General features: G+C 71.8%; 22 protein-coding genes. 11 read left to right on the forward strand and 11 right to left on the reverse strand.

The genetic code is table 11. The features are described 5' to 3' along the window. Positions 1-56: 56 nt before the first annotated feature. Positions 57-1,262, forward strand: coding sequence for a threonine aldolase family protein (locus ACWCO8_RS10715; protein WP_451031961.1), 1,206 nt, complete (start codon positions 57-59; stop codon positions 1,260-1,262). Between the two features lie 60 nt (positions 1,263-1,322). On the opposite strand, the gene ACWCO8_RS10720 is transcribed toward ACWCO8_RS10715, so the two are convergent. Then, a complete protein-coding gene (locus ACWCO8_RS10720; protein ID WP_451031962.1) occupies positions 1,323-1,565 on the reverse strand; it encodes a hypothetical protein in 243 nt (80 codons plus the stop codon). Between the two features lie 92 nt (positions 1,566-1,657). On the opposite strand from ACWCO8_RS10720, the gene ACWCO8_RS10725 reads away from it, so the two are divergent. Continuing rightward, positions 1,658-2,755: a DUF5937 family protein gene (locus tag ACWCO8_RS10725; protein WP_451031963.1), complete on the forward strand. Its 1,098-nt coding sequence runs from the start codon at positions 1,658-1,660 to the stop codon at positions 2,753-2,755. 10 nt (positions 2,756-2,765) lie between these two features. On the opposite strand, the gene ACWCO8_RS10730 is transcribed toward ACWCO8_RS10725, so the two are convergent. Both ACWCO8_RS10730 and ACWCO8_RS10735 read right to left on the reverse strand, forming a co-directional pair. Beyond that, the gene (locus tag ACWCO8_RS10730; protein ID WP_362015721.1) at positions 2,766-3,440 is read right to left on the reverse strand and encodes a response regulator transcription factor; all 675 of its coding nucleotides are present in this window, start codon (positions 3,438-3,440) and stop codon (positions 2,766-2,768) included. A 70-nt stretch (positions 3,441-3,510) separates the two neighbouring features. Beyond that, positions 3,511-4,716: a sensor histidine kinase gene (locus tag ACWCO8_RS10735; RefSeq protein ID WP_451031964.1), complete on the reverse strand. Its 1,206-nt coding sequence runs from the start codon at positions 4,714-4,716 to the stop codon at positions 3,511-3,513. A gap of 97 nt (positions 4,717-4,813) precedes the next feature. On the opposite strand from ACWCO8_RS10735, the gene ACWCO8_RS10740 reads away from it, so the two are divergent. Beyond that, positions 4,814-5,797 carry an SAM-dependent methyltransferase gene (locus tag ACWCO8_RS10740; RefSeq protein WP_451031965.1) on the forward strand — a complete coding sequence of 328 codons (984 nt, stop codon included), beginning with the start codon at positions 4,814-4,816 and terminating at the stop codon, positions 5,795-5,797. Positions 5,798-5,955: 158 nt separating this feature from the next. Further along, complete coding sequence (locus ACWCO8_RS10745) at positions 5,956-7,098, forward strand: NADH-quinone oxidoreductase subunit D (RefSeq protein ID WP_451031966.1); 1,143 nt, start codon at positions 5,956-5,958, stop codon at positions 7,096-7,098. A 33-nt stretch (positions 7,099-7,131) separates the two neighbouring features. Here the strand turns inward: ACWCO8_RS10745 and ACWCO8_RS10750 are convergent, their stop codons facing one another. The 5 genes from ACWCO8_RS10750 to ACWCO8_RS10770 all read right to left on the reverse strand — a co-directional run bounded on the left by ACWCO8_RS10750 (position 7,132) and on the right by ACWCO8_RS10770 (position 11,181). Next, positions 7,132-7,629: a GNAT family N-acetyltransferase gene (locus ACWCO8_RS10750; RefSeq protein WP_451031967.1), complete on the reverse strand. Its 498-nt coding sequence runs from the start codon at positions 7,627-7,629 to the stop codon at positions 7,132-7,134. Beyond that, positions 7,626-8,660, reverse strand: a complete 1,035-nt coding sequence (locus ACWCO8_RS10755; RefSeq protein WP_362015733.1) for a hypothetical protein — start codon at positions 8,658-8,660, stop codon at positions 7,626-7,628. The genes ACWCO8_RS10750 and ACWCO8_RS10755 overlap by 4 nt, the downstream gene beginning before the upstream one ends. A gap of 120 nt (positions 8,661-8,780) precedes the next feature. Next, positions 8,781-9,761 carry an ABC transporter substrate-binding protein gene (locus ACWCO8_RS10760; protein ID WP_362015735.1) on the reverse strand — a complete coding sequence of 327 codons (981 nt, stop codon included), beginning with the start codon at positions 9,759-9,761 and terminating at the stop codon, positions 8,781-8,783. A gap of 70 nt (positions 9,762-9,831) precedes the next feature. Then, positions 9,832-10,491, reverse strand: coding sequence for an ABC transporter permease (locus tag ACWCO8_RS10765; RefSeq protein WP_451031968.1), 660 nt, complete (start codon positions 10,489-10,491; stop codon positions 9,832-9,834). Positions 10,492-10,494: 3 nt separating this feature from the next. Continuing rightward, positions 10,495-11,181, reverse strand: a complete 687-nt coding sequence (locus ACWCO8_RS10770) for an ABC transporter permease (RefSeq protein WP_362015739.1) — start codon at positions 11,179-11,181, stop codon at positions 10,495-10,497. Positions 11,182-11,324: 143 nt separating this feature from the next. Between ACWCO8_RS10770 and ACWCO8_RS10775 the strand changes: the two genes are divergently transcribed. Then, on the forward strand, positions 11,325-12,455 hold the full coding sequence (locus ACWCO8_RS10775; protein ID WP_451031969.1) for an ABC transporter ATP-binding protein: 1,131 nt from the start codon (positions 11,325-11,327) through the stop codon (positions 12,453-12,455). Here the strand turns inward: ACWCO8_RS10775 and ACWCO8_RS10780 are convergent. Further along, the gene (locus tag ACWCO8_RS10780) at positions 12,442-13,554 is read right to left on the reverse strand and encodes an alpha/beta hydrolase (RefSeq protein WP_451031970.1); all 1,113 of its coding nucleotides are present in this window, start codon (positions 13,552-13,554) and stop codon (positions 12,442-12,444) included. The two genes, ACWCO8_RS10775 and ACWCO8_RS10780, sit on opposite strands and share 14 nt — an antisense overlap. Before the next feature lie 168 nt (positions 13,555-13,722). On the opposite strand from ACWCO8_RS10780, the gene ACWCO8_RS10785 reads away from it, so the two are divergent. The 6 genes from ACWCO8_RS10785 (at position 13,723) to ACWCO8_RS10810 (ending at position 18,658) form a co-directional block, all read left to right on the forward strand. Beyond that, positions 13,723-15,564 (forward strand): phosphatidylglycerol lysyltransferase domain-containing protein, encoded by a 1,842-nt coding sequence (locus ACWCO8_RS10785; protein ID WP_451031971.1) that lies wholly within the window; start codon positions 13,723-13,725, stop codon positions 15,562-15,564. Positions 15,565-15,640: 76 nt separating this feature from the next. After that, positions 15,641-16,504: a dihydropteroate synthase gene (gene folP, locus ACWCO8_RS10790; RefSeq protein ID WP_451031972.1), complete on the forward strand. Its 864-nt coding sequence runs from the start codon at positions 15,641-15,643 to the stop codon at positions 16,502-16,504. Further along, positions 16,501-16,959, forward strand: coding sequence for a nuclear transport factor 2 family protein (locus ACWCO8_RS10795; RefSeq protein WP_451031973.1), 459 nt, complete (start codon positions 16,501-16,503; stop codon positions 16,957-16,959). The genes folP and ACWCO8_RS10795 overlap by 4 nt, the downstream gene beginning before the upstream one ends. Before the next feature lie 202 nt (positions 16,960-17,161). Beyond that, the gene (gene folB / locus ACWCO8_RS10800) at positions 17,162-17,521 is read left to right on the forward strand and encodes a dihydroneopterin aldolase (protein ID WP_158988273.1); all 360 of its coding nucleotides are present in this window, start codon (positions 17,162-17,164) and stop codon (positions 17,519-17,521) included. Then, the gene (gene folK / locus ACWCO8_RS10805) at positions 17,518-18,117 is read left to right on the forward strand and encodes a 2-amino-4-hydroxy-6-hydroxymethyldihydropteridine diphosphokinase (RefSeq protein WP_362015755.1); all 600 of its coding nucleotides are present in this window, start codon (positions 17,518-17,520) and stop codon (positions 18,115-18,117) included. Before folB ends, folK begins: the two co-directional genes overlap by 4 nt. 49 nt (positions 18,118-18,166) lie before the next feature. Next, positions 18,167-18,658 (forward strand): DUF3180 domain-containing protein, encoded by a 492-nt coding sequence (locus ACWCO8_RS10810; protein ID WP_451031974.1) that lies wholly within the window; start codon positions 18,167-18,169, stop codon positions 18,656-18,658. 18 nt (positions 18,659-18,676) lie between these two features. Here ACWCO8_RS10810 and folE read toward each other — a convergent pair whose 3' ends face one another. Beyond that, positions 18,677-19,282, reverse strand: a complete 606-nt coding sequence (folE, locus tag ACWCO8_RS10815) for a GTP cyclohydrolase I FolE (protein ID WP_362015758.1) — start codon at positions 19,280-19,282, stop codon at positions 18,677-18,679. A 97-nt stretch (positions 19,283-19,379) separates the two neighbouring features. Beyond that, on the reverse strand, positions 19,380-21,401 hold the full coding sequence (gene ftsH, locus ACWCO8_RS10820; RefSeq protein WP_362015761.1) for an ATP-dependent zinc metalloprotease FtsH: 2,022 nt from the start codon (positions 21,399-21,401) through the stop codon (positions 19,380-19,382). Positions 21,402-21,480: the final 79 nt, after the last annotated feature.

Below are 21,480 nucleotides of genomic sequence, written 5' to 3' on the forward strand. Positions count from 1 at the left end.
TTCGCCCTCCTCCGTGACTGTCCACAGGGTGTGGGTGGTGGTGTGATGATCGGCCCATGGACGAAGGCGTGGACCAGAACGTGGACGAAGACGAGAGCGGCCGGTCGGACCGGCCGATGGACGGTGCCGAAGCCCGGCGCCATCAGGCCGAGGTGTGGGGCGGGGCCGCGCGGAAGCTGGCGCACTCGCCGGTCGAGGGCACGGTCGGGGACCGGCTGCGGGCGCTCGCCGACTGGGCCGCGGACACCGAGGACGACGGCGGCTTCCTCGACGCGTACGGCGACGGCCTCGTCGAGGAGGTCGAGTGCCGGGTCGCCGCTGAGCTCGGGTTTCCGGCGGCGGTCTTCTTCCCGACCGGGACGATGGCGCAGCAGGTGGCGCTGCGCTGCTGGGCCGGGCGGACCGGCAGCCCCGTCGTCGCCCTGCACCCGCTCGCCCACCCGGAGGTCCACGAGGGCGGCGCGCTGGTGTCGGTGAGCGGGCTGCGGACGGTCCACCTCACGGACGATCCGAGGCCGCCGACGGCCGAGGAGGTACGGGGCCACACGGAGCCGTTCGGGACCCTGATGCTGGAACTGCCGCTGCGGGACGCGGGGTTCGTGCTGCCGACCTGGGACGAGTTGGTGGCGACCGTGGAGGCCGCGCGGGAACGTGATGCGGTGGTGCACATGGACGGCGCGCGGCTGTGGGAGTGCGCCCCGCACTTCGGGCGCGATCTGCGGGAGATCGCGGGCCTCGCGGACAGCGTGTACGTGTCCTTCTACAAGTCCCTCGGCGGCCTCTCGGGGGCGGCCCTCGCCGGCCCGGAGGATGTCATGGAGGAGGCCCGGGTGTGGCGGCACCGGTACGGCGGCCAGGTCTTCCAGCAGTACCCGGCGGCGGTCTCCGCACTGCGGGGCCTGGACCGGGAGCTGCCCCGGCTGCCCTCGTACGTGGCCCACGCGCGCGTGGTCGCGGGGTGGCTGCGGGCGGCCTTCGAGGAGGCGGGCGCGCCGTGGTTCCGGGTGCACCCCGAGCCGCCGCACACCCACCAGTTCCAGGTCTGGCTCCCGTACGACCCGGACGTCCTGACGGCGGCCTCCGTGGCGCTGACGGAGGCGACCGGAACGGTCCTCTTCCGCCGCTGGCGGAGCCCCGGAGCGGGCGGTCCGCCGGGGGTGGCGATGGCGGAGGTGACGGTGGGCGAGCCGGGCCTCGCCTGGACGGAGACGGACGTACGGGAGGCGGTACGCGCGTTCCTGGAGCTGCTGCCCCGGCCGTAGGCGGGACGGCCCTCATACGGGCGTTCCTGGAGCTGCCGCCCCTGCCGTAGGGGGCAGCCCTCAGCAGGCCTTCGGGTGGTGCCGACGGCTCAGGGCCGTACGCAGGGCGGTACGCAGGGCGGTACGCAGGGCGGTGCGCAGCCGGCCCCGGGCGGGCCGGCCTGCGAGGACCGCGCGGAAGCGGCGGCGGTCGCGGAGAGCGCGGACGGTCGCGACGTCGTGGGTGCCGGGCAGCGGCGGCATCCGCTCCTCGTGCTGCGCGGCGCGATAGGTGTCGAAGAGGTACTGGTGCATCGCGTTCATGACCTCACGATGGCTCCGCCCTCCGGCCCCGGTCGCGCCGATTGACGGGCGGCGTCAAACGGCGCGACACCACCCACCGGGCGTCCCGCACCATGGGGGACGTGAGCGTGACCATCGACATCACCGGCCTCCCGCACGAGCGGATCGTCTTCGCCCCCTCCCCCCTCGCCGAACTGGGGGCAGCGCTGCACGCGCTGTGCGAGCCCGGCCACCACCCGGGCCTGCACGGCTGGGCCACCACCACCTGCGCCGGGCTCAAGCCGGAGCTCGCCGACCGGCTCCACGAGGCCGACTTCATGTGGCGCTCCACCCGGTCCGACTTCCTGCTGACCGCCCAGCCGCGCGCGACGCTCGCCGAGGAGCTGGACGACCTCGACCGCATGGACGACGAGAAGTTCGTGGGCGCGGCCCTGGAGATCTCCTGCAACAGCCAGTACGGCGAGGGCGTGCCCTCCCCGCTGGTCGACCCGCAGGCCCGCTGCCGGGTCCTCGACCTGGCCGCGGCACGCGGCCCGCGCCAGGCCGCGTTCGTGGAGCGGATGCTGGCCGACCCGCCCGGCACGCGCGCGTGGATCCGCAGGCTCCTGGAGGACTGCGACGAGGCGTTCTTCGCCGACACGTGGAACCGGGTCCGGGTCCAGCTCGCGGCCGACGCCCGGCACAAGACCGAGCTGCTGCGCCGCAAGGGCCTCACCGAGGCGCTCGCCGCCGTCTCCCCCGCGATGAGCCTGGAGGAGGACGCCCGCGGCACCCGGATCGTCGTCGACAAGCTCGTCCACGGCCGGACCACCGCCCAGGGCTCGGCGCTCACGTTCCTGCCGACCGCCTTCGGCCGGCCGCACCTCTTCGCCCTGCACGCGGCGGGCTGGCAGCCGGTCGTGCAGTACCCCGTCTCCACCCGCGAACTGGCCGGCACCGCGCCCGTGGAGACCGTCAAGCTCCGCCTGGAGGCCGTCGCGCACCCGATGCGGATGCGGATGTGCCGCAACCTCGCCCGCGCCTCGTACACGACGAGCGAGCTGGCCGACGCGTACGGCATCTCCGCGCCGGAGGTCTCCCGGCACCTCGCCGTCCTGAAGAAGGCCGGGCTGCTCACCACCCAGCGCCGCGGCCGCTACGTCCTGCACCAGCTGGACGTGACCGTCGTCGCCCGCCTGGGCAGCGACTTCCTGGAGGCGGTGTTGCGCTGAGGCGCGGTCCTCAGCCCGCGCCGCCGCCCGCGCGGACCAGGCCCGTCTCGTACGCGAGCACGACCACCTGCACGCGGTCGCGCAGCTCCAGCTTGGTGAGGATCCGGCCGACGTGCGTCTTCACCGTGGCCTCCGAGAGCACGAGCCGGGCGGCGATCTCGCCGTTCGACAGGCCCTGGGCGACCAGGAGCATGACCTCGCGCTCCCGGTCGGTGAGCCGCTCGATCTCCTTGTGCTGCGGCTCCTTCCCCGAGGACGGCAGCATCGGCGAGAAGCGGTCGAGGAGCCGACGGGTCGTGGACGGGGCCACCACCGCGTCGCCGCTGTGCACGGAGCGGATCGCGCCGAGCAGCTCGGCCGGCGGCACGTCCTTCAGCATGAAGCCGCTCGCGCCCGCCTTCAGGCCGGAGAAGGCGTACTCGTCCAGGTCGAAGGTGGTGAGGATCAGGACGCGCGGCGCGCCGGGCTCCGAGCAGATCCGCCGGGTCGTCTCGACCCCGTCCAGCTTCGGCATGCGGACGTCCATGAGGACCACGTCCACGGCCGTCGAGCGCAGCACCTCCAGCGCCTCCACGCCGTCGCCCGCCTCGGCCACGACCTCCATGTCCGGCTGAGCGGCGAGCACCATGCGGAAGCCGGTGCGCAGCAGCACCTGGTCGTCGACGAGCATCACGCGGATGGACATGAAGATCCTTAAGGGTCTCAGTGAGCGGGGTCGTCAGGGGGCGTCGAGGGGCGAGCGGTGCGAGCGGGCGTCAGTGGGCGGGCTTGAGGGGGAGCAGGGCGCTGATGCGGAAGCCGCCGCCGGGGCGCGGGCCCGCGTCCAGGGTGCCGCCGACCATGCCGACCCGCTCCCGCATGCCGATCAGGCCGTGGCCGCGGCCGTCGGCGCCCCCGTCCTCGTACATCTCGTGGGTCGCGCCCCGCCCGTCGTCCTCCACGAGCAGCCCGAGACCGTCGTCGAAGTAGACCAGACGGACGCTCGCCCCGACGTCGGGACCGCCGTGCTTGCGGGTGTTGGTGAGGGCTTCCTGCACGATCCGGTACGCGGTCAGTTCGACGCCGCTCGGCAGCGGACGCGGGGTGCCCTCGATCCGGAAGTCCACAGTCAGACCAGCGCCCCTGACCTGCTCGACCAGGTCCTCGATCTGCTCGACGTCCGGCTGCGGCACGTACTCCCCGGCCTCCTTGTGCTCGCCGGTGCGCAGGATGCCGAGCAGCCGGCGCATCTCGGCCAGCGCCTGCCGGCCGGTCGAGGAGATCGTCTCCAGGGCCTGCTTGGCCTGGTCCGGCGAGGAGTCCAGGACGTACGCGGCGCCGTCGGCCTGGACGACCATCACCGACACGTTGTGCGCGACGACGTCGTGCAGCTCGCGGGCGATCCGGGCGCGCTCGGCGGCGACGGCGACCTTGGCCTGCGCCTCGCGCTCCTGCTCCAGGCGGGAGGCGCGCTCCTCCAGCTGCGCGAAGTAGGCGCGGCGGGTGCGCAGGGAGTCGCCGAGCACCCAGGCGAGGGCGAACGGCACGGTCATGATGATCGTGAAGAAGACGTGCGCGGCCGTGGAGTTGATCTCCTCCTGGTCCGGCCAGCGCAGCTGGGAGAGGGTCGCGGCGCTCAGACCGGCGGCCAGGGCGAGCCGGGAGGCCCAGCGCGGGCCGTCGTGCGCGGCGACCGTGTAGATGATCACGAGCATCGCGAAGTCGGCGAAGAACGGCATGAGCCCGAAGGCGAGCTGGGCGACGCCGATGACGATCGTGAGCACGAGCATCTTCTCGGGCGCGCGTCGGCGCAGGGCCACCACCAGGCACAGCAGCGCGGCGACCACGCCGTACGCGGCGGGGTTGTCGACCGCCGGGTAGGTCGAGCCCACCCACAGCACGGAAAGCCCGAAGAGGACGACGGCCCAGAAGCTGTCGACGCCCGTCGGGTGTCTGCGGATGAAGTCGTAGAGGCGCTGCACGTAACCCAGCGTAGGGAAAGCGAATAGGTGCAGGGGTCAACCGTGGGGTCGATCCTTGACGCGAGGACCGTACTCCCCAAGGTGGAGACTGGGGCCCGTGACGGATGAGACGTGTCAGTGGCAGGGGTGGCGCGAGGCCACGGAGCGGGCGCTGTACGGCCCGGGAGGCTTCTTTCTGCGCCCCGAGGGACCCGCGGGGCACTTCCGCACCTCGGTCCACGCGTCCCCGCTCTTCGCGGGGGCGGTGGCCCGGCTCCTCGTCGAGGTGGCGGAGGAGCTGGACACGGACGAGGTCGCGTTCGTGGACATGGGCGCGGGGCGCGGGGAGCTGGTGACGGGGGTGCTCGCGGCTGTCGGTTCCCTCGCGGAGGGGCTGTCGGTACGGGCGTACGGCGTCGAGCGCGCGGAGCGGCCGGCGGGGCTCGACCCGCGGGTGGAGTGGACGGACCGGGTGCCGGAGGGGGTCCGGGGGCTGCTGTTCGCGAACGAGTGGCTCGACAACGTGCCGGTGGACGTGGCGACCGTGGACGAGTCGGGGACCGTGCGGTACGTCGAGGTGCGGGCGGCGGACGGGGCGGAGCGGCTCGGGCGGGCCGTGGAGGGCGCGGACGCGTCGTGGCTCGAGCGGTGGTGGCCGCTCACGGAGCCCGGCACGCGCGCGGAGATCGGGCGCGCGCGGGACGAGGCGTGGGCGGCGGCGGCCGGCTGCCTGGCGGCGGGGCGGGCGGTGGCGGTGGACTACGGGCACGTACGGGAGTCCAGGCCGCCGTTCGGGACGCTGACGGGGTTCCGGGGCGGGCGGGAGGTGGCGCCGGTGCCGGACGGGTCGTGCGACGTTACGGCGCATGTGGCGATGGACGCGTGCGCCTCGGGCGGCGGGCGGCTCGTGTCGCAGCGGGAGGCGCTGCGGGGCCTGGGCGTGCGGGGCGAGCGCCCGCCGCTCGCGCTCGCGTCGAGCGACCCGGGGGCGTACGTGCGGGCGCTCGCGGCGGCGGGCGAGGCGGCCGAGCTGACCGCGCGCGGCGGTCTGGGCGACTTCTGGTGGCTCACGCGGCGGGTGGCACCGGGGCGAGGGGCCTGACCGGTTGCCGCCCCCGGGCGAGGGGCACGGCAAGGCACCGCCCCCGTGGGTTGTGCCCACCCTCCCCCTAGGACTTCGTCCTGGGGGGACCCCCAGCCCTGCGGAACGATTGCCCACAACGGTTCAGGGGCGCGGGCAGTCCCAGGGATACTGTCCCCATGACGGAGACGACGGTCGGAATCGGCGGGGCGGCGGAGAGCACCGACATGGTGCTGAACATCGGGCCGCAGCACCCCTCGACCCATGGCGTGCTCCGGCTGCGGCTGGTTCTCGACGGTGAGGTGATCCAGCGGGCCGAGCCGGTCATCGGCTACATGCACCGGGGCGCCGAGAAGCTCTTCGAGGCGCGGGACTACCGGCAGATCGTCATGCTCGCCAACCGCCACGACTGGCTCTCCGCCTTCTCCAACGAGCTCGGTGTCGTCATGGCCGTCGAGCGCATGCTCGGCATGGAGGTCCCCGAGCGGGCCGTCTGGACGCGGACGCTGCTCGCCGAGCTGAACCGGGTGCTCAACCACCTCATGTTCCTCGGCTCGTACCCCCTCGAACTGGGCGGTATCACCCCGGTCTTCTACGCGTTCCGGGAGCGCGAGGAGCTCCAGGCCGTGATGGAGGAGGTCTCCGGCGGCCGGATGCACTACATGTTCAACCGGGTCGGCGGGCTCAAGGAGGACCTGCCCGCCGGGTGGCTCGACCGGGCGCGCGCCGCCGTGGCCGACGTACGGTCCCGGATGGACGTCTACGACAAGCTCGTCACCGGCAACGAGATCTTCCGTGGCCGCACCCGCGGCGTCGGCGTGCTGACCCCCGAGGCGGTGCACGCGTACGGCGTCTCCGGGCCCATCGCCCGTGCCTCCGGCGTCGACTTCGACCTGCGGCGCGACGAGCCGTACCTGGCCTACGGGGAGCTTCAGGACACCCTGAAGGTCGTCACCCGCACGGAGGGCGACTGCCTCGCCCGCTTCGAGTGCCTCCTGGACCAGACCCACAACTCCCTGGACCTCGCGGACGCCTGCCTCGACCGGATCGCGGAGCTGCCGCAGGGGCCGATCAACCAGCGGCTGCCCAAGGTGCTCAAGGCCCCCGAGGGGCACACGTACGCCTGGACCGAGAACCCGCTCGGCATCAACGGCTACTACCTGGTCTCCAAGGGCGAGAAGACGCCGTACCGGCTCAAGTTGCGCTCGGCGTCCTTCAACAACATCCAGGCGCTGACCGAGTTGCTGCCGGGCACCCTCGTCGCCGACATGGTGGCGATCCTGGGTTCGCTCTTCTTCGTCGTCGGTGACATCGACAAGTAGGGCTCAGGTCCCCTTGCCTCAGGTCCCCTTGCCTCAGATCCCCTTGCCCATCAGCACGAAGTCCCTGCCGTCGTTCTCCGGGCGCACCCGCTCCACCACGGTCCAGCCCCAGCGTTCGTAGCGTTCACGCAGTTCGGGCACGTCGAGCGTCATCAGCAGGCGGGGGTGGGACGCGGGGGCCTCCGCGAGGAGGGCGTCGTGCAGTACGCGGCCGAGGCCGCGGCCCTGGTGGGCGGGGGCGACGACGAGTTCGGCGACTTCGAAGGCCTCCGCGCCGCCCGTGAGCGCGGTGTCGAGCCAGCCGGCGGCGAAGCCGGTCACGGCGCCTTCGGCGTCGTACACCGCGACGCAGCGGAAACCGGGCTGCCGCGCCGCCGCCTTGCCGAGCAGCCGCTCGACCGTGCGCAGCGCCCCGCGCGGCGGTTCGTGCCAGGGCGGGCCGCAGAAGGCCTGCGCGCACAGGGCGATCCACTCGTCGCGGCGCGCGGCGAGGTCCTCCGCGGCGAGCGCCGTCGGCGCCCCGATCGTCAAGAGCCGACCACTCCGCGCAGCTCCGTCACGTCGAGCTGCTCGGTCTCGTCGTGCGCGGTCAGGTCGATGACCTTGCCGATCGCCCGCTGTTCGGGGGTGCGGCGCACGACGGTCGCGAGGACCTCCTCGCCCACCACGTCGGCCAGGTCGGCGTCCTGCACGGCCTCGATGGCGGCAGCCGTCTTCTGTGCGCCCTGCGTGCCGAAGAAGTCGAAGCCGCCCTCGGGGCGGGCCACACGGCGCGTGGCGTACGGGACGATCGCGGAGGCGGCCGGGACGGCGCGTACCGCGGGAACGGCGGAGGGGACGGCCGCGAGGGCCGTCGAGGGGGCGGGTACGACGGCGGACGACGGTCGAGCGTGCTGCTCGCTCCCGGCGGCCGCCGCGTGCTTCCCCTGCGGCTCCTCCGTCTCGCGGGCGCGCTCGGCGAGATCGCGGCTGCGGGCGGCCTCGGCCGTCCGGCGGGCCTCCTGGGCGGCGGCGTTGCGCGCGAGGTTGCGCAGGGCGTCGGCGGCCTGGCGGTAGGCGGCCGGGGTGGGCGTGGATCCGGCGGCCGGCAGCTCCTTGGCCGGGCCGGACGACTCCAGGGCGAGCTGCCTGCGGCCTTCGAGGGCGCTGGCCCGCTCGGTCTCGGCGGTGGCGTACCGGCGCAGCAGCGCCGCGTGTTCGCCGCGCAGTCCGGCGAGTTCGACCCGCTTGGCGCGCAGCTTGGCGTCGAGCTTGGCCCGCAGCTCGCGCGACTCCTCCAGGTCGGCCTCGAGCTCGGCTATCCGCTCCTCGGTCTTCCACTGGTCCGCCGTACGGGCCCGGGTGAGCTCCGCGACCTGCCGGCCGGCGCTCCGGTCCCAACTGCGCATGATGACGCCACCGGTGATCGCCGCGGCGGCCGCGGCGGCCACGAGCAGCCGCAGCGCCACGGGATCGGCGAGCAGCCAGGCGCCCGCGGCACAGACGACCGACGCTCCGGCGACCGCTGAGGGCGGCAGAAGCTTGTGGAGGGGAGGTGAATGGCGGTGGCGTCCACGTGGCATGGCCTGAAATTTACCGTGCGTAGGCGCGGTATGGGGTGTCGGCCCGGCAATCTCTTGGCCACTTCTCGCCGTCGTGACCGAGTCCCGGTCGGGACCGGGCCGACTCCCCTCCCCCGAGCCTTACTTCTTGACCAGGCCCTTCGACTCCAGATAGGTCTTCGCCACGTCCTCGGGCTTCGCGCGCTCTGCGTCGACCTTGCGGTTCAGTTCGGCGAGATCGGCGGTGGTCAGGACCTTTGTGATCTTGTCGAGAGCGGCCGCGATCTCGGGCGATCCGGCGTCCTTCGCATTGACCACCGGCAGCACATTGTCGGCGTTCTGGAGCTTCTTGTCGTCGTCGAGGAAGACAAGGCCGAAGGACTCGATCGTGGCGTCCGTCGTGGTGGTCAGCACCAGCTGGTCCACGCCGTCCTTGACGGCCTGCTTGGCCTGCGGGGTGCCGACTCCCTTGGGGTCGATCCCGGTCACGTCGATGCCGTAGGTCTTCTTCAGGCCGGGCGCGCAGAACGGCCGTATCTCGCATTCGTCACCGGCCGCGATCTTCACCTTCAGCTTGGACGCGCCGAGGTCGGAAAGCGTCTTCAGCTTGTTCTTCTCGGCGAATTCCTTCGAGACCGCGAAGGCGTTCTGGTCGACGGCCTCGCCGACCGCGAGGACCTTCAGGCCGCGCGGCTCCGCGAGCTTCTTCAGCGCCTCCACCGTGGCGGCCGCGTCGCCGGACGCGACCGGCTTCTCCTCGGGCGCCTTCGGGCCGTTCGCCTTCGCATTGAGGAATTCCGCGATCGTCGCCGCGTATTCCGGTACGACGTCGATCTCACCCTTCTCCAGGGAGGGTTCGTACAGCTCGCGGTTCTTGACCGTGGTGATGGTCGCGTCGTATCCGGCGTCCTTCAGCACCTGCGCGTAGAGCTCCGCGAGGACCTTGGACTCGGTGAACGCGGCCGCGCCCACGACGAGGGAGCCCTTCTTGCCGGCGCCGGACGTGCCGCCGCTGCCGCCGGCCTTCCCCTGCTCCAGGCTGTCGCCGCCGCACGCGACGAGCGAGACGGTCAGCGCCGCCGTACCCAGTACCGCACCCGCGATGCGCGAGGTCCTGCTCACGAGATCACTCCTAGTCGTCGTTCGTTCCGTGTCACAAGCGGTTCGTTCCAAGCCCAGCGATGACGGGGGTTCAGGCGCGTCGGCCCAGGAGGCGGTCCGCGCCCACCAGGGCGGCCTCCACGACGAGGGCGAGCAGCGCCACGAGCAGGGCGCCCGCGACCACCTGCGGGGTGTTGTAGGTGTTGAAACCGGCGGTGATGATCCGGCCCAGGCCCCCCTGGCCGACCATCGCCGCGATCGTCGCGGTGGCGACGACCTGCACGGCGGCCGACCGCAGCCCCGTCATGACCAGCGGCCGGGCGAGCGGCAGTTCGACCTTCCGGAAGACCTGTCCGCCCGACATGCCCATCCCCCGCGCGGCCTCCACGACCGCCCGGTCCACCTCCCGCATCCCGACGTACGCGTTGGTGAGCAGCGGCGGCACCGCGAAGAGCACCAGGGCGATCACCGTGGGCACGTACCCGGCGTTGCGCAGCGGCGACACCATGAAGAGGGCGAGGACCGCGAAGACGGGGATCGCCCGCCCCACGTTGGAGATGTTCACGGCGAGCGCGCCGCCCCGGCCGATGTGGCCGAGCCAGAGCCCGAGCGGCAGCGCGATCGCGCAGGCGAGCAGCAGCGCGACCCCGCTGACGTACACGTGCTCACCGAGGCGGTGCCACACCCCGCCGTCGCCCGCCCAGTTGGCGCCGGTCGTCAGCCAGCTCCAGGCGTCCGCCACGATCCCCACCGCTCACTCGCCCCCCGGCGCCGTGCGTATGCGGGTCCACGGGGTCAGCAGCCGCTGCACGCCGAGGAGCAGCAGGTCCGCGACCACCGCGAGCAGGACGCACAGCACCGAGGCCGCGAGCACCTGCGCCTTGAAGAACGTCGGCAGCGCGTCCTCGATGAGGTTGCCGAGACCACCCCGCCCGACGATCGAGCCGACCGTCGTGAGCGCGATCGTGGAGACCGTCGCCATGCGTATACCGGCCATCAACGCGGGCAGCGCGAGCGGCAGCTCGACCTCCCAGAGCAGCCGCCCCGAGCCGTACCCCATGCCGCGCGCGGCCTCCCGCGCCTCGGCCGGCACCGCGTCCAGGCCCGCCACCATGTTCCGTACGAGAATCGTCAGGGAGTACAGCACGAGGCCCGTCACCACCAGCGCGGCGGAGAGCCCGAAGAACGGCAGCAGCAGCGAGAACATCGCCAGCGAAGGAACCGTGTACAGCAGCGTCGTCAGACCGAGCACCGGTCCGGCGAACCGCGGTCGGGCCCGGACGAGCAGCGCCAGCGGAAAGGCGACGGCGATACCGATGAGGACCGACACGGCCGTGATGCCCACGTGCTGGAGCAGCGCGTCGGTCAATTCCTGGCTGCGCGTGCGCAGATACTCCCCGCAGATCCAGTCGTTCGTCACCAAGCAATTCGCCGCGCTCATGTACCCTCCCCCCGGTCGCTCGCCGTTGCCGAACGTATGTCTGACCGACCCTATCCCCCGGCACCGACAATCGCCGAGGACCGCCACATTCCGGCAACACGCCCTTCACACGCACCCGTCACTCAGGCGTCAGAATGGGGAACATGATCCGGTTCGAGCATGTGACCAAGCGGTACGCGGACGGCACGACCGCCGTCGACGACCTCTCCTTCGAGGTCGCCGAGGGTGAACTGGTGACGCTCGTCGGCCCGTCCGGCTGCGGCAAGACCACCACCATGAAGATGGTGAACCGGCTCATCGAGCCGACCGAGGGCCGTGTCCTCCTCGCCGGCGAGGACATATCCGCGATCGACCCCGTCCAACTGCGCCGCCGCATCGGATACGTCATCCAGCAGGTCGGCCTCTTCCCGCACCGCACGGTCCTCGACAACACCGCGACCGTCCCGCACCTGCTCGGCGCCCCGCGCGCCAGGGCCCGCGCCCGCGCCGCCGAACTCCTCGACCTGGTCGGCCTCGACCCGAAGACGTACGGCAACCGCTACCCCGAGCAGCTCTCCGGCGGACAGCGCCAGCGCGTCGGCGTGGCCCGCGCGCTCGCCGCCGACCCGCCCGTGCTCCTGATGGACGAGCCCTTCGGCGCGGTCGACCCGGTGGTCCGCGAGCACCTCCAGAACGAGTTCCTCCGCCTCCAGTCGCAGGTCCGCAAGACCGTGCTGCTGGTCACCCACGACCTGGAGGAGGCCGTCCGTCTCGGCGACCGGATCGCCGTATACGGCCAGGGCACCATCGAGCAGTTCGACACCCCGGCCCGGGTCCTCGGCGCCCCCGCCACCCCCTACGTCGCCGACTTCGTCGGCGCGGACCGCGGCCTCAAGCGGCTCTCGGTCACCGCCGTGGACGCCGGCGCCCTGGAGGACGTCCCCGTCCTGCGGGCGGGCGAGCCGACACCGAGCGCGGACGCCGCCGCCTCCGACGCCCCCTGGTCCGTCGTCCTCGACGCGGACGGCCGCGTCGAGGGCTGGGTCGCCGCGGACGAGCCCGGCCGCACCCGCCCCGCCCCGGAGCCGGTGCCGCTCGGCGCCTCCCTCCGGGAGGCACTGGCCGCGCTGCTGCAGAACGACACCGGCTGGCTGCCCGTCACCGACCCCGCCGAAGGCGGCCGGTACGCGGGCGTGCTCACCCCGGCCGCCGTCCACCGCGCCCTGCGCGCGGCCTCCCCGGAGCCGGCGTCGGACCCCGCGCAGGCACCGGCCAAGACGCTCAGTTCGCGCTGAGCCGCCCGCTCATCCACACCAGGCCCGGCGGGATCTCCCGGTTCCAGGTGTTGAAGTTGTGGCCGCCGCTGTCCAGCGTGATCGAGGAGACCCGCGCCGGGGCCTTGACCTTCTTGATGAAGTCCCGGGTTCCGCGCAGGTTCCCCTCGCCCTGCTTCGACGTCGTCACCAGGAACGACGAGTTGCCCTGCGGCAGGTGGTCCAGGCTCCACAGCAGGTTCGCCCGCTTGCGCGCCTTGTCGTCGCGGTGGAAGAGATCGCCCGTCGTCACGTCCTCGGCCGCCTGGTAGTACGCCGAGAACCCGGCGCCCGCCGCGAACCTGTCCGGGTGGTGGAGCGCGATCTTCAGCGCGCAGTAGCCGCCCGTGGAGTTCCCCATGAACCCCCAGTTCCGCGCCTTCGTACCCACCCGGTACGTCTCCGAGACGGCCTTCGGCAGGTCCCGCGCGAAGAAGGTCTCGGTCTGCGGACCGCCCGGGATGTCCACGCACTCGGTGTCCCTCGGGGGCGCCACCGTCGGCCGCAGCATCACCAGGATCATCGGCCGCATCTTCTTCTCCTTGGCCTGGAGGAAGGCGGTCTTCGGGTACTTCAGCCCCTTGAGCAGGTTCTCCGCCGTGCCCGGGTAGCCCGTGAGCACCACGGAGGCCGGGAACGTGGCCTTCTCGTACCCCTTCTGGAAGTACTCCGGCGGCAGGTACACGTACGCCGGCGAGCTGATGCCCGACTTCTCGCCCGCGACCACGACCTTCTGTATCTGCCCGCCGACCGAGGGCTTGGAGCCGCCCGGCACGTCCAGCGCCTGCGTACCGACGACCTTGAGGTCCTTGGAGGCCGCCGAGTGGTCGACGACCACCCCCATGTCCTGCTCCTGGCCGAAGAGATCGGCCCACGACCCGTAGAAGAGGAACGAGTTGTTCGCCGCGAGACCCACCGAGGCGAACAGCGCGAGCTGGGTCACGAGCAGCAGCCCGATCCGGCCGAGGACGGCCCGGACGCCACCCCGGGCGAGGCGCGGCCACAGCCAGACCGTGGCCACGAAGAACACCACCGCCAGCGCGACCGCAAGCACCAGGACCTTGTTGCTGGTGAGACCCATGAGACGCCCGAGCCTTCTTCCTGAGAATTTCCTGTACGTGTGAATGAACCCGCTCCCCCGCGAAGCCGTCCTAGAAGGCGCAAAACCTCCGGACCCGGCCCGCCCCTGACCACCGCGTGGCCGCCGGAGAACGAATCTTTCGCGGAGCTACGGGAAGCCTGGGAAGCGATGTCTGTCACGGTAGATGGGGACAAGTCAGGATTGGTTCCGGTTCGGGTGCGCCGGATTCTGCGCGGACCACGCCCCGAGAAGGTGCCCTCCCTCGTCGGAACGGCCTGCACCCTCGTCGGCCTGATCGACATCGCGGCGGGCGTCTTCCCCCGCTTCCGGGCCAGCCGGATGCACGCCCTCGCCGAGGTCCTGCCCGGCACGCTCGGACCGCTCTCCGCGGCCCTCTCCCTCAGCGTCGGCGTCCTCCTCCTGCTCCTCGCCCACGGCCTCAAGCGCCACAAGCGCCGCGCCTGGCGGGCCGCCGTCGTCCTGCTGCCACTCGGCGCCGTCGCCCAGTTCGTCTGGCGCCACTCCGTCCTCGGCGCCCTGCTCTCCCTCGCGCTCCTTGCCCTGCTCGTACGCCACCGGGACCAGTTCGCCGCCCTGCCCGACCCGCGCAGCCGCTGGAAGGCGCTCGCCAACTTCGTCCTCATGGGCGCCGGCTCGATCCTCCTCGGCCTGGTCATCGTCAGCGCCCACCCGCGCGTCGTCGTCGGCAACCCCAGCCTCACCGACCGCCTCGAACACGTCCTGTACGGACTCTTCGGCTTCGAAGGCCCCGTCGGCTACGGCCGCGGCGTCGACTGGACCGTCGGCTACTCCCTCGGCGCCCTCGGCATGCTCACCGCCCTCACCACCATCTACCTCGCCTTCCGCCCCGAGCACCCCGCCGCCCGGCTCACCGAGGACGACGAGACCCGGCTGCGCGCCCTGCTCGCCAAGCACGGCGGCCGCGACTCCCTCGGCCACTTCGCCCTCCGCCGCGACAAGGGCGTCGTCTTCTCCCCCAGCGGCAAGGCCGCCGTCTGCTACCGCGTCGTCTCCGGCGTGATGCTCGCCAGCGGCGACCCCATCGGCGACGTCGAGGCCTGGCCCGGCGCCATCGAACGCTTCATGGACGAGGCCAAGGCCCACTCCTGGACCCCCGCCGTCATGGGCTGCTCCGAGACCGGAGGCGAGGTATGGACCCGCGAGACCGGCCTCGACGCCCTCGAACTCGGCGACGAGGCGGTGGTGGACGTCGCGGATTTCTCCCTCTCCGGGCGCGCCATGCGTAACGTGCGCCAGATGGTGAAGCGGATCGAACGCAACGGCTACACCACCAAGGTGCGGCGCGTCCGCGACCTCAGCGACGGCGAACTCGCCCGCGTCCGCCGCGCCGCCGCCGACTGGCGCGGCACCGACACCGAGCGCGGCTTCTCCATGGCCCTCGGCCGCATCGGCGACCCCGGCGACGGCGACGCCGTCATAGCGACCGCGCACAAGACCGACGAGGACGGCACCGCCTCCCCCTACGGCGACCTGAAGGCGATCATCCACTTCGTCCCGTGGGGCCCCGACGGCATGTCCCTGGAACTCATGCGGCGCGACCGCTCCGCCGACCCCGGCATGAACGAGCTCCTCATCGTCGCCGCCCTCCAGGACTCCCCCCGCCTCGGCATTGAACGCGTCTCCCTCAACTTCGCCATGTTCCGCGCCGCCCTCGCCCGCGGCGAGAAGATCGGCGCCGGACCGGTCCTCCGGCTCTGGCGCGGACTGCTCGTCTTCCTCTCCCGCTGGTTCCAGATCGAGTCCCTGTACAAGTTCAACGCCAAGTTCCGGCCCCGCTGGGAACCCCGCTTCGTCGTCTACCGCAAGAGCCGCGACCTGCCCCGCATCGGCTTCGCCGCCATGCAGGCCGAGGGCTTCGTCAACCTCCAGCTGCCCCGCCCGTTCGCCCGCCGCAGGGCCGCCGCCGAACCCCGCCCCTGCGCCCACATCGTCGCCCCGCAGGCCGACCGCGAGTGCCGCGCGGCATGACGACCCCGTGAGCCGCACGGGCCGCGCGCACGGGCCCGTAGGGTCCGCGCGGCCGAGCGGGCCCTACGCTGGGCATATGAGTACGTCGATCGGCCGGGGCACGGCCTTGGGCCTGCCGGAGTGGGACCGCTGCGCGGTCATGGGCGTCGTCAACGTCACCCCCGACTCCTTCTCCGACGGCGGCCGCTGGTTCGACACCACCGCCGCCGTCAAGCACGGACTCGACCTGGCCGCCGAAGGCGCGGACCTCGTCGACGTCGGCGGCGAGTCCACCCGCCCCGGCGCCAGCCGCGTCGACGAGGACGAGGAACTGCGCCGCGTCGTCCCCGTCGTCCGCGGCCTCGCCGCCGAAGGCGTCACCGTCTCCGTCGACACCATGCGCGCCTCCGTCGCCCACGCCGCCGTCCAGGCCGGCGCCACCCTCGTCAACGACGTCAGCGGCGGCCTCGCCGACCCCGCCATGGTCCCCGCCGTCGCCGCCGCCGAGGTCCCCTTCGTCGTCATGCACTGGCGCGGCTTCAGCCAGGACATGAACAGCCTCGCCGTCTACGACGACGTCGTCACCGACGTCGTCACCGAACTGCGCCGGCGCATGGACGCCGTCGTCGACGGCGGCATCGCCCCCGAACGGATCGTCATCGACCCCGGCCTCGGCTTCGCCAAGCTCGCCCCGCACGACCTGGCCCTCGTCGCCCACCTCCCCGAACTGCGCGCCCTCGGCAGGCCCCTGCTCGTCGCCGCCTCCCGCAAACGGTTCCTCGGCCACGTCCTGACCGCCCACGAGGGCGCCGCCCCACCACCCGCCCGCGAACGGGACGCCGCCACCGCCGCCGTCTCCGCCATCGCCGCCCACGAGGGCGCCTGGGCCGTCCGCGTCCACGAAGTCAGGGCCACCGCCGACGCCGTACGCGTCGCCAGGGCCGTCGAAGGAGCCAGGTGACCCACCAGACCGACACCTCGGCGGTCGAGGCCGCGAACACCGCCTTCTACGAGGCGATGGAGATCGGCGACTTCGAAGCGGTCTCCGCGCTCTGGCTCGACGACGGCGCCACCCCCATCAGCTGCGTCCACCCCGGCTGGCCCGTGCTCTCCGGACGCGGCGAGGTCCTCCGCTCGTACGCCCTGATCATGGCGAACACCGAGTACATCCAGTTCTTCCTCACCGACGTCAAGATCTCCCTCGGCGGCGACGTGGCCGTCGTCACCTGCACCGAGAACATCCTCAGCGGCGGACCCGCCGAGGACGGCGCCGAGCTCGGCCCCCTCGTCGGGCAGCTCGTGGTCGCCACCAATGTGTTCCGCCGCACATTCGAGGGCTGGAAGATCTGGTCCCACCACGGCTCCCCCGTCCTCACCGAATCGGACGACGAAGAGGACGAGGAGCCGGGCGCCTGACGGGATCCGGGGGCCGATCGGGTGAGCCCGGGGATTGGATTCCGGCCCTCTGGGTAGGGGCCGCATCCAGTCCCCTGTGGCCGCCGCCCGAACCCCCATGGGCAAGCGCTGTCGGTGCCCGCAGGTAGATTCGATGCTGGACACCCGGCCGTCCGCACCCGGCTGCGTGGCCACAAGAACTACGACAGCAGGAGTGATTCGCGTGGATCGTGTCGCGCTGCGCGGCCTCAAGGCCCGAGGACACCACGGCGTCTTCCCCAAGGAACGCGAGGAAGGCCAGACCTTCATCGTCGACCTCGTCCTCGGCCTGGACACCCGCCCCGCGGCCGCCGACGACGACCTGACGAAGACCGTCCACTACGGCGTCGTGGCCGAGGAAGTCGTCGACGTCGTCCAGGGCGAGCCCGTGGACCTGATCGAGACCCTCGCCGAGCGGATCGCCCAGCAGTGCCTCAAGCACGCCGGCGTCCAGGAGGTCGAGGTCGTCGTCCACAAGCCCGACGCGCCGATCACGGTCCCCTTCGACGACGTGACCATCACCATCACCCGGAGCCGAGTATGAAAGCCACGCACAGCGACCCGACCGTGCAGCCCGTACCGGCCTCCGTCGTCGAGGCCGTCGACGCCGCCGACGTGACCCTGTCCAACCCCAAGTGGGCCGTCATCGCCCTCGGCGCCAACCTCGGCAACCGCCTGGAGACCCTCCAGGGCGCCGTCGACGCCCTGGAGGACACCCCGGGCCTCCGGGTCAAGGCCGTCTCCCCCGTGTACGAGACGGAGCCCTGGGGCGTCGAGCCCGGCTCCCAGCCCTCGTACCTCAACGCCGTCGCCCTCGTGAAGACGACCCTGCCGCCCAGCTCCCTCCTGGAGCGCGCGCACGCCGTCGAGGAGGCCTTCCACCGGGTCCGCGAGGAGCGCTGGGGCGCCCGCACCATCGACGTCGACATCGTGGCCTACGCCGACGTGGTCTCCGACGACCCCGTCCTCACCCTGCCCCACCCCCGCGCCCACCAGCGCGCCTTCGTCCTGGCCCCCTGGAACGACGTGGACCCCGAGGCCCGGCTGCCCGGACTCGGCCCGGTCGCGGACCTCCTCACGGCACTCGGCCACGACGGAATCGTGCCGCGCGCCGACCTGGAACTCCGTCTGCCCGAGTAGTCGTTAGGCTCGTGGAAGACCGCCCGCGAGACGACACGAAGGACACCCGGTGAAACAACTGCGGCTCAAGGTTCTGGCCGGACTGTTCATCGCGGCCGGAATCCTGTCCTGGGGCGCCGCGCGCCTCTGGGACGCGGTCGGCACCCTGCCGAGCGTGCCGCTCGCGGCCCCGATCGTCCTCGCGTCGATCGCGGCCGTCCTGACGGCTACGGCCCTCTCCATCCGCGCCCGCCTGAAGGCCCAGCGCGAGCGCCGCCCCGGCGCGAAGGGCGTCGAGCCGCTGATGGCGGCCCGCGCCGTGGTCTTCGGCCAGGCGAGCGCCCTCGTCGCCGCCCTGGTCGCCGGCATGTACGGCGGCACGGGCGTCTTCCTCCTGGGCTCCCTGGACATCCCGTCCCGCCGCGACCAGGCCATCTACGCCGGCTTCTCGGTCCTCGCCGGCTTCGCCGTCATCGCCGCCGCCCTCTTCCTGGAACGCGTCTGCAAGCTCCCGGAAGACGAGAACGACACGAACGGCAAGGGCGCGTCACCGGTGTCCTGACACCGGTGACGGACGGCGCTATCGCGCCATGATCAGGCTCATGGCCTCGTTGCGGGTCGCGGGGTCGCGGAGCTGGCCGCGGACGGCCGAGGTGATGGTCTTCGCGCCCGGCTTGCGGATGCCGCGCATCGACATGCACATGTGCTCGCACTCGAAGACGACGATGACGCCGCGCGGCTCCAGGATCTCCATGAGCGAGTCGGCGACCTGCGTGGTCAGCCGCTCCTGGACCTGCGGGCGGCGGGCGTAGACGTCGACAAGCCGGGCCAGCTTGGACAGGCCGGTGATCTTGCCGGACGTCGAGGGGATGTAGCCGACGTGCGCCACGCCCCTGAACGGGACGAGGTGGTGCTCACAGGTCGAATACACCTCGATGTCCTTCACGAGCACCATCTCGTCGTGCCCGAGGTCGAACGTGGTGGTCAGCACGTCCTCCGGCTGCTGCCGCAGGCCCGCGAATATCTCCTGGTACGCCCGCGCCACCCGCGCAGGCGTCTCTCGCAGGCCCTCGCGGTCCGGGTCCTCGCCGACCGCGATGAGGAGCTCTCGTACGGCGTTCTCGGCGCGCTTCTCGTCGAACTCGCCGATCGTGCCCTCGCCGTCCAGTGTCACCGGGTCGGTCATCTGTGCCTCGTTCCGTCTGGCTCATGGCGCGAAATGTGCCGCGCCCCCACAGGCTAAAACCTGTGGGGGCGCGGCTTCCATTCCGGGTGGGCGGAGGTCAGGCCTCCGGGGCCTCCTCGGGGGCGACCTCGATCGCCTTGGTGGTGTCCACCGGTGCGCTGCCGTTGGCGCCGTTCGTCAGGGCCAGCTCTTTGGGGGAGAGGACCGGCGGACGGGTCGACGGCGTGCGGCGGGACGAGCCCGTCCAGGCCGGGCGGGCCGGGCGCTTGACGATCGGCGCGAAGATCTCGGCGATCTCCTCCTTGCCCAGCGTCTCCCTCTCCAGGAGCTGCAGGACCAGGTTGTCGAGGACGTCACGGTTCTCGACGAGGATCTCCCACGCCTCGTTGTGCGCGGTCTCGATGAGCTTCTTGACCTCTTCGTCGACCAGCGCGGCGACCTCTTCCGAGTAGTCGCGCTGGTGCGCCATCTCACGGCCGAGGAACGGCTCGGTGTTGTCGCCACCGAACTTGATCGCGCCGAGCCGCTCGGTCATGCCGTACTGGGTGACCATCGCGCGAGCGGTGGCCGTGGCCTTCTCGATGTCGTTCGCCGCGCCCGTGGTGGGGTCGTGGAAGACGAGCTCCTCCGCCGCGCGCCCGCCCAGCATGTACGCCAGCTGGTCGAGCATCTCGTTGCGGGTGGTCGAGTACTTGTCCTCGTCCGGGAGCACCATCGTGTAGCCCAGGGCACGGCCGCGGGACAGGATCGTGATCTTGTGGACCGGGTCGGAGTTCGGCGAGGCCGCCGCGACCAGGGCGTGACCGCCCTCGTGGTACGCGGTGATCTTCTTCTCCTTGTCCGACATGATCCGGGTCCGCTTCTGCGGGCCCGCGACCACGCGGTCGATCGCCTCGTCCAGCGAGTGGTTGTCGATCAGCTTCTTGTCCGAGCGGGCGGTCAGGAGCGCCGCCTCGTTCAGGACGTTGGAGAGATCGGCACCCGTGAAGCCGGGCGTACGGCGGGCGACGGCGCCCAGGTCGACGTCCGGGGCGACCGGCTTGCCCTTCTGGTGGACCTTGAGGATCTCCAGACGGCCCTGCATGTCCGGACGGTCGACCGCGATCTGGCGGTCGAAGCGGCCGGGGCGCAGGAGGGCCGGGTCGAGGATGTCGGGCCGGTTCGTGGCGGCGATCAGGATGACGCCGCCCTTCACGTCGAAGCCGTCCATCTCGACGAGCAGCTGGTTGAGGGTCTGCTCGCGCTCGTCGTGACCGCCGCCGAGGCCGGCGCCGCGGTGGCGGCCGACCGCGTCGATCTCGTCGACGAAGACGATCGCCGGGGCGTTCGCCTTGGCCTGCTCGAAGAGGTCACGGACACGGGAGGCACCGACACCGACGAACATCTCGACGAAGTCGGAACCGGAGATCGAGTAGAACGGGACGCCCGCTTCGCCTGCCACGGCGCGCGCGAGCAGCGTCTTGCCCGTTCCGGGCGGGCCGTAGAGCAGCACACCCTTGGGAATCTTGGCGCCGACGGCCTGGAACTTCGCCGGCTCCTGGAGGAACTCCTTGATCTCGTGGAGCTCCTCGACGGCCTCGTCCGAACCGGCCACGTCGGCGAAGGTGGTCTTCGGGGTGTCCTTGGTGATCAGCTTGGCCTTGGACTTCCCGAAGTTCATGACTCGGGAGCCGCCGCCCTGCATCTGATTCATCAGGAACAGGAAGACGACCACGATGAGAACGAAGGGCAGCAGCGAGAGCAGCACCGACAGGAAGGGGCTCTGCCGCTCCGGGGAGACGGTGTAGCCCTTGTCGAGGTCGCCGGCGGCGGACTGCTCCTGGAGCGTGGTGGTCAGGTTGGCGCCCTGGTCACCGATGTAGCTGGCCTGGATCTTGGTGCTGCCGCCGTACTTGTCCTTGTCGGCGTCCTTCTTGAGTTCGACCTTGATGACCTGCTCGTCACCGGTCGTCAACTTGACCTGATCGGCCTGCTTGTCACTGATCGCCTGGACGACCTTGCTGGTGTCCACCGTCTTGTAGCCCTCGGACGAGCCGACGACCTGCATCAGCACGACCACGGCGAGGACGGCCAGCACGATCCACATGACCGGCCCACGGAAGTATCGCTTCACGTCCATCCATACGGAGCGAGAACGCCCCGTCCCTCCTGCCCGTAGGTAAATGCTGCTGTGAGAGCTGCTATGAGAAAAAGCTGTT

It is taken from the genome of Streptomyces sp. NPDC001927, assembly GCF_053594455.1.

Bases quoted from the DNA above. Each gene is read 5' to 3' on its own strand.
- ACWCO8_RS10730 (WP_362015721.1), bottom strand. From the start codon at position 3,440: ATGTCCATCCGCGTGATGCTCGTCGACGACCAGGTGCTGCTGCGCACC.
- folP (WP_451031972.1), top strand. From the start codon at position 15,641: ATGAGTACGTCGATCGGCCGGGGCACGGCCTTGGGCCTGCCGGAGTGG.
- ACWCO8_RS10720 (WP_451031962.1), bottom strand. From the start codon at position 1,565: ATGAACGCGATGCACCAGTACCTCTTCGACACCTATCGCGCCGCGCAG.
- ACWCO8_RS10770 (WP_362015739.1), bottom strand. From the start codon at position 11,181: ATGAGCGCGGCGAATTGCTTGGTGACGAACGACTGGATCTGCGGGGAG.
- ftsH (WP_362015761.1), bottom strand. From the start codon at position 21,401: ATGGACGTGAAGCGATACTTCCGTGGGCCGGTCATGTGGATCGTGCTG.
- folE (WP_362015758.1), bottom strand. From the start codon at position 19,282: ATGACCGACCCGGTGACACTGGACGGCGAGGGCACGATCGGCGAGTTC.
- ACWCO8_RS10785 (WP_451031971.1), top strand. From the start codon at position 13,723: ATGTCTGTCACGGTAGATGGGGACAAGTCAGGATTGGTTCCGGTTCGG.
- ACWCO8_RS10725 (WP_451031963.1), top strand. From the start codon at position 1,658: ATGGGGGACGTGAGCGTGACCATCGACATCACCGGCCTCCCGCACGAG.
- folK (WP_362015755.1), top strand. From the start codon at position 17,518: ATGAAAGCCACGCACAGCGACCCGACCGTGCAGCCCGTACCGGCCTCC.
- ACWCO8_RS10715 (WP_451031961.1), top strand. From the start codon at position 57: ATGGACGAAGGCGTGGACCAGAACGTGGACGAAGACGAGAGCGGCCGG.
- ACWCO8_RS10775 (WP_451031969.1), top strand. From the start codon at position 11,325: ATGATCCGGTTCGAGCATGTGACCAAGCGGTACGCGGACGGCACGACC.
- ACWCO8_RS10780 (WP_451031970.1), bottom strand. From the start codon at position 13,554: ATGGGTCTCACCAGCAACAAGGTCCTGGTGCTTGCGGTCGCGCTGGCG.
- ACWCO8_RS10745 (WP_451031966.1), top strand. From the start codon at position 5,956: ATGACGGAGACGACGGTCGGAATCGGCGGGGCGGCGGAGAGCACCGAC.
- ACWCO8_RS10755 (WP_362015733.1), bottom strand. From the start codon at position 8,660: ATGCCACGTGGACGCCACCGCCATTCACCTCCCCTCCACAAGCTTCTG.